We start from the raw sequence: 16,343 nt of genomic DNA, 5'->3' as shown, positions 1-16,343 counted from the left end.
AGTTATGCGCTTCACAAAATGATTTGACTATTGCGACATACGCAACACAGAGGGGAAGTAGATATTTCTCTACGACACACTCGGAAGTTATGCGCTTCACAAAATGATTTGACTATTGCGACATACGCAACACAGAGGGGGCAGGGCAAACGCATCTCGTCAATAAACTAGGGGTAATTATCAATAAACCGGGTTTTATTGCGCTTGTTGACAATAGACTTTCAACATATAGTGTCTATAAAATCAAACAAACACTACATATAGGGAACGGCAAAATAAGATGCGTTTGCCCTGGTCTAAATTCCAGGGCAAACGCATCTCGTCAATAAACTAGGGGTAATTATCAATAAACCGGGTTTTATTGCGCTTGTTGACAATAGACTTTCAACATATAGTGTCTATAAAATCAAACAAACACTACATATAGGGAACGGCAAAATAAGATGCGTTTGCCCTGGTCTAAATTCCAGTTACGAGGTGGCGTGATCAATTTCTGATCTTCAAGGTAGACGGTGTGCCTCAAGCCCAGGAAAAGCCTTGTAGAGTGAAGCAATGTGATCAGTATTCAGATGAGCACAGAGTAATTTCGCTTTTTCAGCTTGAGGATAGATCGCTACTATTATTTTTGTCCAAAAGTGACGGACTCGCTGAGAGGTTGGATCTCTGTTCCAGGAAAATAAAAACTGAGAATACGATCGCTACTCCAACCTAACTCAGCTAACTTAATAGAACCTTTCTGAGAGAAACCTACCCCATGTCCAAATCCCCCTCCAACAAAACTATAGCCCCACAAAGTTTTATCGGGTTTGTATATAGGGTCTAAATAAAACAGTGTACTCCAAGGCACCCAAAAGGCATTTTGTACTTCGTCCTTATTTAACTCTATAATTCCTTTATCAGTTTCCACAGTCATTTTCAGAACACGACCAGCAAGCGATCGCTCTGTCACCTCCACATTTTTTACAGTTTCAATTTGAGCAAAAGGACTTTTTTTCTCTCGAAAATAACTCTTTAAATAGCTAACTATACCAGGTAAACTCACTACCTCCCGCCAACGAAACTCTATCCAACCTTCTTCATTAAATCCTTTTTGAAGACTCATAAACTTACGGAAATTTTGTTCATCAGCTAAACTATTTGTAGATAAATCCCAGATATTATTAGCTGAATCAACTACGGGTCGTAAATAGGGACGTTCAGTGCCATTCCACAAGTCGTTAAAATCTGCTGTCACACCACCACTAACAGCAAAATAAACAGCATCTATCAACTCATCCTCATAGGTCAGGACTTTTCCTCTAGTTGCTGCTACCGCTTCATCTGTTTCTGGGTATACATCTAATCCTTTGTAGACTTGACAGTGAGTATTGGCACACAACTCATAATTATCTGCTACAAACCTATGTAAATTCCGTAGTGCATAAGTTCTAGCTAAAATTGCCTGAGCTTCTAGGGATGCTTTTGGTGGCCAAGCTCCTAATTCGTGGGGTACTACTCCCCGAATATAAGTTTCTATTGGGATATTATTTACTAATGTGTAGCTTCCATAAGCATTCGGTTGTAATTTGAGTGAGCCAGCATAACGTCGTTCTTCTGGTATTGCTGTATCTTGGTTAAATTGATTATTAACGAGAATTATATCTTTTCCTGCTGTAATATCTAATTCATGGCGATGATAAGTATAGCCATTCATTTCCCAGTAAGCTGTGGGTCTTTGTTTGAGAACTTCCAAATCGAGATATACATTTGTATTACTATTAGCTTGTAGACTTTCTAGTAACCAGCGTCGCAATAAAGGAGTTTTATAAACTTCTCTTTTTGCCCAAACTTTCCATCTTCCGGGTTGGGTTACTTCTACTTCTATTCCCTTATTTTTCCATAATTGAGCATCTTCTTCAGCATTTTCATAACTGCGGTGACTACTGAGAATTAACCGCTCTTTTAATAATGCTTTTTCTTGCGGTCTCATCTTAATTTTCAACTCAACTTTTTCAGTAGTAAGAGTTTCTTTTCCTACTGGAGTTTTAAAGCTTAAAGTTAATTGATCTCCAGGAGTAGCTCTCAGGGTGATTTTATCTGTAGTTTTAGTACCAAATCGTTGTATGACTCCTATTTTGAGCAATCTATTAGATTCTTCTAAAGCTTCTGCTGGTCTTTTATATAATCCTAGCAGTAAAGCTGTTATCAATATTGTAATCGGAATTAATTTGTGAGTGAAATATTTTTTATATATCTTAGTCTGCAATTTTATTTACCTCCACAGTGTTTATTTTATAGCTATTGTAGCTAAAAATAGCTAGATTGAAAAAAACTTATAATTTAATTATTTTGAGCGACTCTCAAACTTAAGAATTAGTCAAATAAATATTTTTTATTTATGGTTGAAACTATACAATAAATGCAAAATTATCATCAAGAAAAATACTTCTTAGGTAGATAAATAAATTATCACTTTTTTTCCTTTCCCCCCCTCATTGGGAGATATAGCAATGAGCGCTGGTATATTTACAAATTGTAGTAGGGGCAAAAGAACTAGAAGTCTTATATTATCGGCAATTTATTCCCCCTGTTCCCTGTTCCCTGTTCCCTGTTCCCTGCGCACAGCGCTATACTTGATCAAATCACATCAAGACTCTGTAGATATAACAAACAACTTTTATATCATGTCCGTTTAATTAGTGATCAAAAATTTTCTTCTCCTCTTCATTCTTCGGTAATCCTGCATAGTAATGGTAGGTGGAGACAAGCAACACTTAGAAAGAGAGCAAAATGATCCCACTGACTATACCGTGACAAAAATAATTAGAACGGGAGCAAGATACTCCTACTGGTTATACCATTACAATGTACCACTACCCCTTCTTCTTCCCTCCTGACTCGGTCATCCTGACTCGGTCCTCCTCCGTCGTTATTTATAAGTATTCAACCGGACATGATATTACCTCTTAACATACCCCTTTTTAGATCAAAGTCCCTATAAGTATGATTTAATTATGAACAAATTAATTAGTAGACCAAAGTTTATCGACCTTTGCCAAGAAATAAATAGCTATAACAGGTGAAATAGTTAGTTAGGACATAGACTGATAATGAACCCTAGACAGGGAAATCTTTTTCTTAACTATTAGACATCTGGTAAAAATCCAAAATCAAATCAATTATCACACATAAATTATCAATTATTTCCCCTCCTGGGAGGGGGAGGGGCGAGGGGTGGGTTCCCTACTGCCTACAGCAAAGCTGCCTACTGCCTATGCGTGGAGGAGATGTCTATTGACTCACACCGAGTGCACTACCAGACGCTAGGTAGGTTTGTGAATGTGCAACCTGGTGGCGCTTCTTTCCGACAGAGGTCGCCGACGCGATAAGTTAGTACGGTCTTGGGGTCACGCCGACCTGTGGCAAAAATGCGAACCCTTTAGAGAGTCTTACAACTGTTGCTTGTTGCTTGCTATAGCTGAATTGGCCACCTGAATCAGGTCTATCAAATAAATTTAAACTTAAACCTTTTTTTCTCATCCTTTGATGAACTTCAAGGTATAGCACGGGAAAGAGTTGCTGAGGACTGATGCTAATGATGGATCAAATACGGTCTGATTTTTTTCCCAATTTTGCCTATTTTCTATTCTTTACTATATAGTTAAACTTGGGAATATTTTGCATAAGTTTGTTAATTTTCACAAGAATAATTAATTTAAAAAAATCAAATTTTTCCATTGTTATCCTTTAGTTGAAGTTAATTATAAATCGATATGAATCAGGAAAAATGAAAGCAAAATATTTACTATTATTGGATAGATTTACCTGGAGAGAAACGTTCTAAAATAGTGGGTATTCTTAACAATATAGCAATGTGCACTGGCATATTTACAAATTACAAGAGGTGTCCAATAGCTAAAAGTCTGATATTATAGATTTTTTATTCCCCCTGTTGCCTGTTGCCTGTTGCCTGTTGCCTGCGCACAGCGCTATACATTAGCAACAATTCTCGGTATAAAAACTCAAGTATAACAAGGGAATTGGAATGTTAAAGGAATGGATTTTGATCAATTACATGAATTATTTGATCAAATGGCTGGTGAACTATAAGAATATATTGATATTTTTGCAGAAAGAGTTAGAGCTTTGGGAGGGATAGCAATGGGGACAGCTCGAATTGCTGCTTCTGAATCAATTTAAGAAGAATATTCTGATCAAATCATTTATGGAAAAGATTATTTAAATAGCATTAGCAGACCGCTTCGCAACTTATGCAAAATTAGTCCAATATGGAATAGATAAAACATATAAATTAGGAGATGCAGATACATCCGATTTGTATACCGAAGTTTCTCGGACTATTGATAAACGTTTGTGGTTCCTAGAAGCACATTGACAATCAAAATAAATTTGTTTTATTAATTCAAAAATCAACATAATTAGCATACAATCACAATGAATATTGCTGAATTTAAATTGAAATTGCTGTAAAAAATCGATGGTGCTCACTCAAAATATTTCATAAAATCATCTTGAGTAAGTTCAATACTTACAGAGGTTTTCATTTGGGTAGACCACAGTAGGGACGTTCCATGGAACTTCCCTACAAGGTATTATTTGTGAAGATGTGGTTCATCAACTTGAAAAGCGCTGTAAGATGCTATTCAACAATTAATAATTAATTATTAATTATTAATTATTAATTATTAATTATTACCTCTCCTTGAAAAGAAGAGGATTGACTAATCATGAAAATTTTTTCTTCTCTTGGTCGATTGGATATGGCGCAGGTTTCTTCGCCATCCCACCCTGCGGGAAGCTGCGAAGATCGACCGCTGCTTCTCCTTACTCATGAGAGGCTTTAAACCTTAATTATTCGGTAATTTTTTAGTCAGTAAGAAGGTGAAAAAAATTAGTATGTAATGAAAAGTAAAGTCCCTCAAACACCCTACTATTTTATTCCTTTTACCCCACACTTCGTGCTTTGTCATCAGGATAATTTTTAATGCTGACCTACTTAATAGACATCTCCAGAAAATAAACTTACCCTTTATTTACTAAAAACTAGGGTTGTAAAAGTTACTCACAAAATCATTTTCCGTGTTTTTTTCCTAAAAACATTTTTCCTGTTCCCTGTTCCCTATTCCCTGTTCCCTACTTTTACAAAAAGTCTATATCTTTTTCACCAGATGTCTAATGATAATGAGTAATTGTGATATATTCTAGAGCAGACACAAAAGTCTACTCTTTTCTTTTAATATCCGGTGAAATGAATCAGTCTTTTCCAATAAACTATGCCTCCCAATTACAAAACCTGATGAAGAAAGCAAGTATTTCTAGCTTTAAAGAATTAAGTCAAAAAGCAGGGGTTTCGGAATTGCAGCTTATTCGGTTGCGACGTGGGTTAGGGTCACAAATGCGAGTAGATATTCTACTCAAAATTAGTCAAGCATTAGGAATAACATTAACAGAATTATTAGATAATTTTGCCCCCGAACTTGTCAAAAAATCAGTACCAACTTCCACATCAATATTAGAACAAGAATATCGCAATCTCCAGGCAAACTTTGAGCAACAAAAACAATTTTTAACACAGGAGTTTCAGCAGTCTAGCTTGCAAATTTTAGAATCTTGGTTACAACAATGGCCCACTGTTGTATACAAGGTTAAACAAAATCCTCGTTTACCAGCAACAAAGATATTACCTTTGTTACGTCCAGTAGAGCAATTGATCCAACAATGGAATGTAGAATCTATCGTTCCTGTGGGAGTAGAAGTTCCTTTTGACCCTCAGTTACATCAACTAATGGAAGGGTCTGCCCAAGAGGGAGAACTGGTAAAAGTTCGTTATACTGGCTATCGACAGGGAGGTAAACTACTATTCCGTGCCAAAGTTAGTCCTATCAATTAAATCAAACAACAGAAAAGCTTATATGGTAATTACTTTTGAGTTACTTATCAATATACTTGGACTTAATCTCAGTAATGAGGTATACTAGGCTAGGTTTGTTAATAGTTAGAGTCATAGCTTCTAGAAAATATGAGTACTGTGGTTAAGTATATTCAACCTAATGGCATTTTAGACGGCACTAAGGCTACTGAATTTCGCCAAGAAATTAGTGAGCAAGTTGAAGCTGGAGCAGATATTATTTTGATAGATTTTAAAGATGTAACTTTTATGGATAGCTCTGGCTTAGGTGCTTTAGTTTTAGCGCTCAAAACTGTTAGAGCTGCTGGAAGTCAATTAGTTGTATGTTCTATTAATGAACAAGTTAGAATTCTGTTTGAGTTAACAAGTATGGATCGAGTTTTTGATATATTTCCTAACCGAGAAGAATTTGATAAAGCCTCTATTGAACCTAATACAAATCTTCAGGCCCAAAGCAAAAACTAAAATTTTTAATTTTAGAGTTAGTATCTTAAGATTTTGGATTCAAGTATTTTAAGTGGTAGATTAAATCTTCTTCCATAGGTTCCTGATTAATTTAAAATTTCTTTCAAATATTTTCTAGATCCAACTAGATCCAAAGGGGTGTATCTAATAAAAATGATGAGGAAGAAGTTTCTGGTTTCAAATAAAATCTAGAATTTTTTACTAAAGAAAATTAAATCTAAATTTTGCAACAAAGCTTCAGCTTATCTGAAGTCTAATGACAAGTTAAATATAGATTAAAGTCAAAATCAGTTGGTCTTAATCAGGACAGATTTAGGTATATATTAAGTTAGCTAGACTTAGTTTTTTTGTGGTAAACCTTTTTCCTGTAATAGATTAAGATTTTTTTTTGCTTAATCCCTGTTTCTCAGATAGAAGTGTTACGATTATTTGGCTTTATTGATAAAGTTTAATAGTTTGAGAAGATGATAAAAAACTCCATAATTTACTGAATAATTAAGGTTTAAAGCAGAAGGAAGAAGGCTTTAGTTATCTAGGAAAGAAGGAAAAATATTGTGTTGTCTGAGTTGTAAGCTTTTGATATGTCCGCGCCCTTTCCTTCGACTACTATAGCAGGGAACAGGGAACAGGGAACAGGGAACAGTGGTAATTTCTGTCTCAGGTTCATCATCAATCTCTGTCCTAACCAACTCTTTCCTTGCTATATAAAGCCTCTTCTTTGAAGAAGAAATAAATCAAAAAAATCCTGTTTGCCAATCCTATTCGTTTTCAGGAGAGGTAATTATTAATTGTTAATTGTTAATTATTGAATATCGGGTTCGGAAAAGATTGAAAATAAATATCTCATTAAGCTTCTTTGATAAACCGAATTATTTCCTGCACATGATTAAGAAATTTCCCATCTGTTGAAAGTCTCGATATTGCTTTTTCAAAATCTCTAGCTAACTGATGATGTTCTGCTTGGTTTGTATTTCTTAAATCTTCTATTGTCACTGCTAAACGACTGAATTCTTTTCTTGTTATTTCGGAGTGTTGCTGTTGTTTCGATCTAAAAGATTCTGGATTTTCAATACTTAGTTGTGTTCCTAGATATTCAACAGTTTTTTCGATATTTACAAAGCGATTTCTAAGTTCAATAATATCTGCACGAGGATGCAATAATTCTCGACGAATCATCGATAATCGTACCACTAAATATTGATATAAACGTATAGCAGGACGTAAAACAGTTAACAATAAAGCTGCGCCAGAACTCACATAACCAAATACACTAATACCAGTAATAGCTAAAGTATAAAGCCCAACTGTAGAAAGAAAATGTAAAGCCAAAGCTATCCACAAAGAAAAACGCGCTAACTTAGCAACATAATCAACTTGTTGAGCATCAACTGTTATACCTTTTTGCTTTGACTCAGCAGCTTCAGCTAATACCTCTTTAGCTTCAAAATGTATATTCCAGGGAACAGTAACAATTAACAATAACCACCAAAAACAAGCACCCCCAATTACCCAATCTAAAAAACTACCAACCGAAATATGTAGCCATTGTAAAATACCAAATGTCAAAAGTAATATTAAAGCTAGTCCAACAGTAAAGCTAGCAAAATTTACAGAAGTTTTCATTCTTCTACTTCCTCCAATGATGGATACCTCTTGATGATGGTTTAGCTTTGCACAGAAAAATATTTGAAATGTGACAGTTATTCAAATGGTTAAGGTATAAATATTATTTCGGACTAGAGTATAAATTTTTAGAGGTAGATTAAGTAGATTTAAACAAGTTTACACAGGATAGTTTTGTCAGCCTTAGTAATTGGATAATTATTTTGAAGAAGGAAGAAGAAAAAAGTGGATGGGGTTTGTAGACATGAAGTGGCAGGTCATTGACTATCGCCAACCAATTGTAGACACCCTGTAGACGGTGGGGTATTAAACCCATAAAGAAAAAGATAATAATTTTCCCACAAAATCAAACTAAAAATATTAGCTGAATAGAGAGTTTATCTCAAGATTGAATATTGGTAAGTGGTAAAATTATCAAGGTTATCAGTAAAATCTTACTCTAAAATTTATGAATTTAGTAATACAATTGAAAAACCAATCTCTCCGTTTTTTTGCAATAGCTCTACTTCTGATTGTAAGTGCTTGCGGCAATAATGAAACAATAACTTCCACTACCGAAATATCTCCACAAGTAAAGGAAGAAGATACTGAGGAAAGAGAATATGTTCTAGTTGATGGCTCAAGTACAATTTTTCCCCTATCTGACACAATGGCTCAAAAATTTATGAATGATAATCCGGAAAATCAAGTAATTGTAGGAATATCTGGTTCTGGAAACGGACTAAAAAAGTTTTGTATTGGGGACACAGATATAGCAAATGCTTCCCGTCCCATTAAAAAGTCTGAGATTGACCTCTGTCGGGCAAACGAAATAGAATTTGTTGAAATTCCCATTGCTTTCGATGGTCTTTCTATAATCGTTAATCGCAACAATGATTGGGCAGACTGCCTGACCCTAGAAGAGTTAACAAAAATTTGGCAACCTAATAATGATGATAAGAATAAAATAACAAACTGGAAGCAAATTCGTGATGAATTTCCGGAAGAACCTCTAAGTCTTTTTGCCCCCGATGCTGACTCTGGTAGTTATGATTACTTTACTGATGCTGTTACTGGGGAAGAAGGTAGAAGTCGCAAAGACTATCAGGCCAGTGAAGATGATGATCTGATTATTCAGGGTATCGAATCTGACTGGGGTAGTTTGGGTTTCATAGGCTTTACCTACTACGAAAAAAATCAAGATTTTGTGAAACTAATTGCTATTGATAATGGTAAGGATCAATGTGTGGAGGCAAGCAGTGAAACTATCGCTAACGGTACTTATAGCCCCCTATCTCGTCCATTATTTCTATATGTGAATAAGAATTCCCTAGAAACAATACCCCCTGTCAAAGCTTTTATTGATTACCAAATAGATGTTGCGAATAAAGCGGTAATTTCAGAAGTGGGATATGTACCTTTACCCGGATTGTTACAAGGGAAAGTACGAGAGCGTGTTGAAAAACTGACTACTGGTTCTGTTTTTGATGGAGAATCTGCTGTTGGTGTTAAGTTGATCGATAAACTTTTCTCTGAAAAAGAAAGGAATAAAATCAGTGGTAGTTAATCTAATTGAGCTGACACAATAGACATAGGTATGAAAAAGAATAGAGTTGTCGCTAAATAAAGGGAAAAATCACTCTAACCTAGACAGAGAAATAATTCCAAGCATTTTTGCTATCCAATAGCTACAATCCTTACATAACAGGGTTTTTGGGATTGTTTTAAGTTATGAAGCGACAAGTCTAATTTAGAGGTGTTCCAGGGATTGCTGATTAAATCTAAAAGCATTTACAGATAAAGGTTTTAGCCTTTAAAGATCGAAAAAAACTGCAACTTTTTCAGCTTGAGCGACCAAAAAGTTAGGATAAAAGGCAGAATAATTGCAGAAAAATCAAGGAATAAAATATCCGACTAACTCCTCTAAATTCCCCATTCCTCCTGACTCCTGACTCCTGACTCCTGACTCCTGACTCCTACCTCATACCAAAAAACTTATTCAGCAAACCCTAATTAGTTATCGTAAATTCCTTCTTTAAATAAATACCAAAATAGTGATTAGCAGTAAAATCTTCATCATACTCGGCCAATAAAGCGCCTTAAAGATAAAGTTATCTTTATACTTAAAAATCGGAATATTTGGCCTCAAACTCCAGAGAATAAAGTTCAAAGTTACTAAGAAAATGTATAAATAAACAACAAAGTAAAAGAACTCCAAATAAACAATTCCTTTAGTAATAATTTGTTGTCTGACTGTTACCTGGTCTAAGATAACAATAAATACAAAACCCGCAGAAGCTCCCAAAACTTCCATAGTTTGTTCTTTGTCACAAACCAGTAGTACTGCAAATAACAAAGTCAAAACTACAATCATTGGTCCTAGTTTAGAAATAAACAGACCTAAGAAAGACCTTTGTAAAATGAAAGTATATTGAAGTTCAGGAAAATTAGTTTTTGGTACAGAATCTATTAGACCAAAATTAGTATTGTATGTCTTAAATGCATACTCGAAAAAACTATCCCTGAGATACCATTCTCCGAGTACCATTTCTTGATCTATCCCTGGTGTGGTTCGAGGGTTAATTACATTGTAACTACTTAAGTTAGGAGCAAGAATCACCCGACGATTTAAGTTTCCATTATTGAAATCTTGATGCAAAATCCGGATTTTCAAATCTTTATCATCAAAAGGATAATAATCAAAATTAAAATCCATCCGGAGAGTATAAGCAAAATACCAACCGATAACTTCTAAACCATCTTTTTTGTGTCGATAATCTTCTCTTAACTCATAATCACTATCTTCAATAGCATTAGCAAGTATAATGCCACGAGATAAATCATCATGTACACCATCTTGGTATTCTTGCCATATATAACCTGTGACAAAAGCATCTTTTGCACTGGTAAAATCAAATGATTGAATAAAAACTCCTGTAGGAACAATTAGGGGTGGTTCTTGATTTAATTCTTTGCTTAACTCTATTTGAGGAGCTAATAATTGTGTTACACCAGTATCACTAAGTAAAATATTTCGAGTTGCGGTATAAGTTCTCGCTCTCAACACTAAGCTCCAAACAAAAGCAATATTTGCTACAAAGAATGTCGTAATAATAAATGATACTAATGCAATTCGTTTTACTCCTCCCAGGTAAGCTTTAAATAGTAGAATTGAGAGAAAAACAGCAAACCAAAGGTAGGCGATACTAAGAGCGATTAGTTTACGTCTTGTGACAGCAGAATCTGGTAAAATTTCATCTTGAATAAAGATTATTCCTACTACCCATCCATTTCGATTGGTTGTCCGCAGAAATAACCAAGAATTTTGACCTGTTACGTCATCAGTTAAATTTGCTTCTACTGGTGTACCTTTAAGCGCTCTAACAATTAATTCTCTGAGTTTCTCATCCTTCTGTTCGTATGTAAGATCGAAGACATTTTCTTGAGCTTTAAAAAGTTCTTCATTAGGATGGTAAAGGTAAGTTCCAGTTTGAGAAAGGATAAATCCATAACCTGTTCTACCCAAGTTTAGAGACTCCATCACCTGTCGAATTTGCCCTAATGAATATTCGCTATATACGATACCTCGTGGGGATTTATCTGGAGTATTTGGGTTATAAAAAGGAGTATAAAATCCGACTACTGGATCGCTGACTAGAGAAGTGTCACTCCACAAATATGGCTCTCCCCAATTTGGTCCTTTGTTCAGGGTATTAGTATACCAAGCATATTTGGGTTTAGTATAGTTAATTTTAGTTTCAGATAGTTCTACTTTGTCGTCTCTCCTGATATAATATGGTGCATATAACTTTACATCCGGTTGATAAGCAAAGGGTTGATAAGCAACCCCAATATCTAAAAGTTCTGTATTTGTCTCAATTTCTGATTTAAGTCGCTCCAATAATTCCCCATCATTTAATTTACCAGAAGTGAGGTCGTTGGCTACAGAAATAGCTGATTTTTGGGCAAAATACAGTCGTCGGTCAATCTCCAGAGCAACTCTAGCTGTTTCCCTTTGAGCTTGATGTTTAGCATTATCAAATCTCTCTTTTTGTTCTAGAGTGTACAATAAAGACCCTAATATAGCTAATGTTAAACTAATTCCACCAAGGGTTAGTGAAGTGTAAAATGCGATTATTTGTGGCTTACTAGCATTATTAATAGTTAATGTTTTATGTAAAAATTTGTAGATTTTTTGTTTGATTATTTTAGCTTTTTTTTGAATTTTTTTCTCGTCTTTTATGAAATCATTTTGAATCTTTTTATCAATCTTCATAATTTTGTTTTTTCTGTAGATTTTATTACATAATAATATCTTGATTTTTGGCAAAAAAATGGAGAGTATTAACATTTTTTTAAGCTGCCTAGATCAAAATATATGAGTGTCAAGATTACCCGAAGGAGAATTGGGCGTTGGTGAATTAGTGTATCATATTCATCTTAATTACTTAGGAGTCAACCCACCCCTAACCCCTCCCCTCCTGGGAGGGGAAGGACCGAGTCAGGAGTCAGGAGGGAATAAAGAAGAAGAAAGAGGAGTAGAAGGAAAAAGTTTTTTGGTCGCGGAGCGCGGAACAGAGTTCTATCGCGCTTTTATCCGGATATGATATCATACCTCAAATCACCAACGCCGAGAATTGTGCTATCTATAGCGCTGTGCGTAGGCAACAGGCAACAGCTCCGGAAGGGGGAATAAATTGCCGTTTGCGCAGCATCTCCGTTGGAATAATATAAGACTTTTAGCTATTTTGCCTCTCCTGCAATTTGTAAATATACCAGCGCTCATTGCTATAAATTTTGTCTCAAAATATCAACTCTAGTTCATCTGATATTTGAGCGACAAATATAGGAAGATCAATCTGAAATGTTCCTAACTCTTACAGCACTTTTGAGAAAAATAGTTTAATCTTAATATCTTTTCTTTCTCTTGAGTTACACAACTCTACTAAGTAGGTAAGTATTAAAAAATCAAAACGTCAAAATTAGGCGACAGTTTATCAATACCTTATTTCAAACTTTTTACACAACTAAATATACATCGATTTTATTGTACCAACTTACTTATTCGTTCTCCGATTATTACTCAAATAATACATTCAGTACTTACGCATGAGGTACGAAAAACTAGGATTTGAGATGGCTTTCCGTTCCGGACTGCTCCGCAAACCCTGTGGGTCGCTTCGGACGAAAATACCTTGCAGGTGCGTAAGTCCTAACACTATATATAGCATAGCTTTGTAGGCTCTGTATATATGAACTAGACAACTAATTAAAAAAGTCAAGTTATTTTTGATTTTTTTAAAAGTCTGACAAGGTAAAGTTTGATTTGCATCAGCCAAAAGAGATTTTCAGAAAAAATTAAGGTATTCTATAATTTGCAGGATAATGCCTGGTTATTTTAAATTTAATTTGCCCTCTCTCCAATCCCTGCTCTGATAATTCCATGATGATGCAATGCCAATATTAAAATATTATTTAACAATACTTGATCGACTGTTTTTTTGCTACTGTAAGAACAATCTAAATTTTGCATTGTACTAGACTCTAGACTTCAGTTTCTGTAGACTAGGAAAGTACATTATTCTTATAATAAATCTCTAAGTTGAGTAAAAAAAATGGACTTATTAGAACAAATTTGGAATAGTCTTGGAGAAATCTCTATTTTTGGCCTATCGGCATATAAACTATTATTTGCACTCGGGGTGTTGCTATTAACACTAATACTCCAGGGATTTATTGCTGGAGTAATTATTAAAAGTATTGAGGGTCTAGCTTCTAACACTAAATCTGACTTAGACGATCAATTGATTGCTATCATTAAAGAACCCTTAGGCTGGTTAGTTTTAATTGCTGGGTTTTGGTCAGTGCATATAATTTTAATGGAGTATATCAGTCCTCAGTTAAACAAAATTATAACTGATATTATCGGTTTAGCTGCTATTGCTCTGGTAGCAAATGTGATTTATCGTTCAGCTCCTTTGTTAGGTCAACTACTAAAATATCTAACTATTCACACTGAGACAGACCTCGATGATTTGCTGGTTCCTTATTTCCCTAGACTATTTCGGATTGCAGCAATTGTTGTGGTATGTATTAAAGGAGCAGAAGTCTTTTTGGGAGCATCTGCAGGAGCTTTGATTGGTTTACTTGGTGGTGCTGGTGTTGCTTTAGGTTTGTTGTTCAAAGACATTATCTATGATTGGTGTTGTGCTGTAATTATCTATACTGATGGGTTGTATAGACCTGGTGATTGGATAGGAGTTACAGGATTAAGTGGTTTTTTCCAGGTTTCAGAAATTGGTTTAAGAACAACAAAGTTGTACTCATGGGAATGGGGTTCGATCATTAAAATGCCCAATTCTCGAATGGTTGGTGGTATTGTAGATAACTGGTCTCAAGACAGAGCTAATGTTGAAGAGTGGGGGATAACAGGAACTTTAAAAATTGATGGCATTACAGCAGATCAAGCAGAGAGAATAATAGCTGGTCTTGATGAAATATTTAAAAGTATGGAAGGTTTTCTGGAACATTATATAATGTTCCTAGGTCTTGAAGGTAATGCTCGCAAGATTAAATATGTTTCATATCATCCTCCTGCTGGTTACGGGCGTACTGCCAATGAATTTCATTTGAGGGTAATGAAATTAATGGAAAAAGAGGGTATTGCTGCTCAGAATGTCTTTATCATTACTGACCAAGAAAGTTATACAAAAAATATGAAAATGGCAATCAAGAATTGAGTTCTAAATATCCATAAGTTAATATTTTGGTAATGGTAAACAAGTAGTTATTGTTGAGGTTTACCTTCTAGTATCGCTACGCGGAAATTAAAAGTCATGCATTTAAAAGCGAGTGCTAATTGGCGAGGTCTCCTACGGGGCGCCTACTGTGCGGAATTACTTCCGCACACAGCCCCTCCAGAATGTAAGACGCACATCTGACAGTCAATCATTTTTGATTTGTAATTGTTCGCGCGATTTTGTAACTGGTCAGTTATTTCCGCTGAATACTGATAAATAACTGTTGTGAGGAGTCAGTCCTCAGGAGTCAGGAATCAGGAGGGAAGAAAGGAGAAAAAGAGGAAATATTGGTATTGGGGGTATTGATAATTTCAGTATTTATTTGGTACTGTCGGTATTGTCAGTCCTTAAATTTTATTTATAACTGACCCGTCCGCAATTCGTAGCTCCCCCAGAGGGGGAACATGATATAACATCTTTTTGTTCCTGCTTACCTAACTTTTTTCTTTCTATTTAATAGTTTAATGGCGAATATTAATGCTTTCTATCTCTGATCGCCAACTTTGCTAAAGTTTATTTGTAGAAACTTCCTACTTTTCACAGCTTTGTGGCTGTATCCTGTCTTAATTTAGCAACAGTGACATCTGGAGTTACAGATATTTCCAAACCATGACCAATAAACCATCCTTACTAATTCCCTAATAGACATCTGGTAAAAATCCAAAATAAAATCAATTCTCACACATAAATTATCAATTCTTTCCCCTCCTGGGAGGGGGAGGGGCGAGGGGTGGGTTCCCTACTGCCTACAGCAAAGCTGCCTACTGCCTCATTTGGAGGAGATGTCTAATAGTTACTTATGGGTGAAATTGCCAAGCTAAACTATTTTTTTGCCAAGTAAAACCTTGGTTTTGATGCTGAGAAGTCTAGGCAAGTAGAGTTGCATTAACCGGTCAATCAAATATATTGCTACGCCAATGTAAAACAGATGTATTTTCTGCCGATAAATAACCTCAAGATTAGTTTATTCCTGCCTCAGTAAATTCCAATTTTGACCAAAAAAAAGGTCTCAAGTTTTCCCTTTCTAGGGGATAAAAAAGAAAATTCTGCATCTTAAAAGCTTCCCTAGTACTGATAGGGTAGCTCCTCTATCTGTAAAGATGCTAAGTAAATTGACTAACCAATTTCTTTAGTTGAACTGCATAAACTGATGCTCCTAGTGCCCGTGTCATTAATTGAGAACCCAAGCAAATTCTGAGAATAGGTAAATCTGTAATAATGACGATTTTTTAGTAAATTCAATTCATCTGTTAAAAATGGAGAATCTGGTTAATCCAATATATCTGCCAATCATTATTTAGTAAATCAGTTTTATACCAAATTGACGCAAAGGTAGTTATGTATTAATCTATAATTTTTTGCCTTAAATCTACAATTTTATCGTTCGCAGATATTGTAAATATTTAATTTTTTTCGATCTTTTTTCATATAGAACCCATTTGAGGTCTATATAATTATGGTAGTCCAGTCTTTTCGCGCATCAATGAGTGAGGAACAATCATCAGCAAGGAGTGTTGAATTTTTTATATTATTTCTCCCCACATCTACCCTCTTACCTCTTACCTCTT

9 protein-coding genes are annotated in these 16,343 nt (G+C 35.1%); 5 read left to right on the top strand and 4 right to left on the bottom strand.

The genetic code is table 11. From position 1 onward, the window contains the following. Positions 1-619: 619 nt before the first annotated feature. Complete coding sequence (locus D5R40_RS23035; protein WP_124155273.1) at positions 620-2,245, bottom strand: SpoIID/LytB domain-containing protein; 1,626 nt, start codon at positions 2,243-2,245, stop codon at positions 620-622. Between the two features lie 3,003 nt (positions 2,246-5,248). Between D5R40_RS23035 and D5R40_RS23030 the strand changes: the two genes are divergently transcribed. Together D5R40_RS23030 and D5R40_RS23025 are read left to right on the top strand one after the other, a co-directional pair. After that, a complete protein-coding gene (locus D5R40_RS23030) occupies positions 5,249-5,890 on the top strand; it encodes a helix-turn-helix domain-containing protein (RefSeq protein WP_124145447.1) in 642 nt (213 codons plus the stop codon). 129 nt (positions 5,891-6,019) lie between these two features. Then, positions 6,020-6,373, top strand: a complete 354-nt coding sequence (locus tag D5R40_RS23025) for an STAS domain-containing protein (protein ID WP_124145448.1) — start codon at positions 6,020-6,022, stop codon at positions 6,371-6,373. 846 nt (positions 6,374-7,219) lie between these two features. Here the strand turns inward: D5R40_RS23025 and D5R40_RS23020 are convergent. Further along, on the bottom strand, positions 7,220-7,996 hold the full coding sequence (locus tag D5R40_RS23020) for a hypothetical protein (RefSeq protein ID WP_124155272.1): 777 nt from the start codon (positions 7,994-7,996) through the stop codon (positions 7,220-7,222). 448 nt (positions 7,997-8,444) lie between these two features. Between D5R40_RS23020 and D5R40_RS23015 the strand changes: the two genes are divergently transcribed. After that, positions 8,445-9,542 carry a PstS family phosphate ABC transporter substrate-binding protein gene (locus tag D5R40_RS23015; protein ID WP_124155271.1) on the top strand — a complete coding sequence of 366 codons (1,098 nt, stop codon included), beginning with the start codon at positions 8,445-8,447 and terminating at the stop codon, positions 9,540-9,542. A 468-nt stretch (positions 9,543-10,010) separates the two neighbouring features. Here the strand turns inward: D5R40_RS23015 and D5R40_RS23010 are convergent, their stop codons facing one another. Then, the gene (locus D5R40_RS23010; protein WP_161565051.1) at positions 10,011-12,251 is read right to left on the bottom strand and encodes a PDC sensor domain-containing protein; all 2,241 of its coding nucleotides are present in this window, start codon (positions 12,249-12,251) and stop codon (positions 10,011-10,013) included. Positions 12,252-12,357: 106 nt separating this feature from the next. Between D5R40_RS23010 and D5R40_RS23005 the strand changes: the two genes are divergently transcribed. After that, positions 12,358-12,582 (top strand): hypothetical protein, encoded by a 225-nt coding sequence (locus D5R40_RS23005; protein ID WP_124145451.1) that lies wholly within the window; start codon positions 12,358-12,360, stop codon positions 12,580-12,582. Positions 12,583-13,590: 1,008 nt separating this feature from the next. After that, positions 13,591-14,715 carry a mechanosensitive ion channel family protein gene (locus D5R40_RS23000; protein WP_124155269.1) on the top strand — a complete coding sequence of 375 codons (1,125 nt, stop codon included), beginning with the start codon at positions 13,591-13,593 and terminating at the stop codon, positions 14,713-14,715. Between the two features lie 1,163 nt (positions 14,716-15,878). On the opposite strand, the gene D5R40_RS42820 is transcribed toward D5R40_RS23000, so the two are convergent. Further along, positions 15,879-15,977: a hypothetical protein gene (locus D5R40_RS42820; RefSeq protein WP_375339403.1), complete on the bottom strand. Its 99-nt coding sequence runs from the start codon at positions 15,975-15,977 to the stop codon at positions 15,879-15,881. Positions 15,978-16,343: the final 366 nt, after the last annotated feature.

The organism is Okeania hirsuta (assembly GCF_003838195.1).
Taxonomy (GTDB): Bacteria; Cyanobacteriota; Cyanobacteriia; order Cyanobacteriales; family Microcoleaceae; genus Okeania; species Okeania hirsuta.
This window is presented reverse-complemented; position numbering and strand designations above follow the sequence as displayed.

Bases quoted from the DNA above. Each gene is read 5' to 3' on its own strand.
- D5R40_RS23030 (WP_124145447.1), top strand. From the start codon at position 5,249: ATGAATCAGTCTTTTCCAATAAACTATGCCTCCCAATTACAAAACCTG.
- D5R40_RS23025 (WP_124145448.1), top strand. From the start codon at position 6,020: ATGAGTACTGTGGTTAAGTATATTCAACCTAATGGCATTTTAGACGGC.
- D5R40_RS23020 (WP_124155272.1), bottom strand. From the start codon at position 7,996: ATGAAAACTTCTGTAAATTTTGCTAGCTTTACTGTTGGACTAGCTTTA.
- D5R40_RS23015 (WP_124155271.1), top strand. From the start codon at position 8,445: ATGAATTTAGTAATACAATTGAAAAACCAATCTCTCCGTTTTTTTGCA.
- D5R40_RS23010 (WP_161565051.1), bottom strand. From the start codon at position 12,251: ATGAAGATTGATAAAAAGATTCAAAATGATTTCATAAAAGACGAGAAA.
- D5R40_RS23000 (WP_124155269.1), top strand. From the start codon at position 13,591: ATGGACTTATTAGAACAAATTTGGAATAGTCTTGGAGAAATCTCTATT.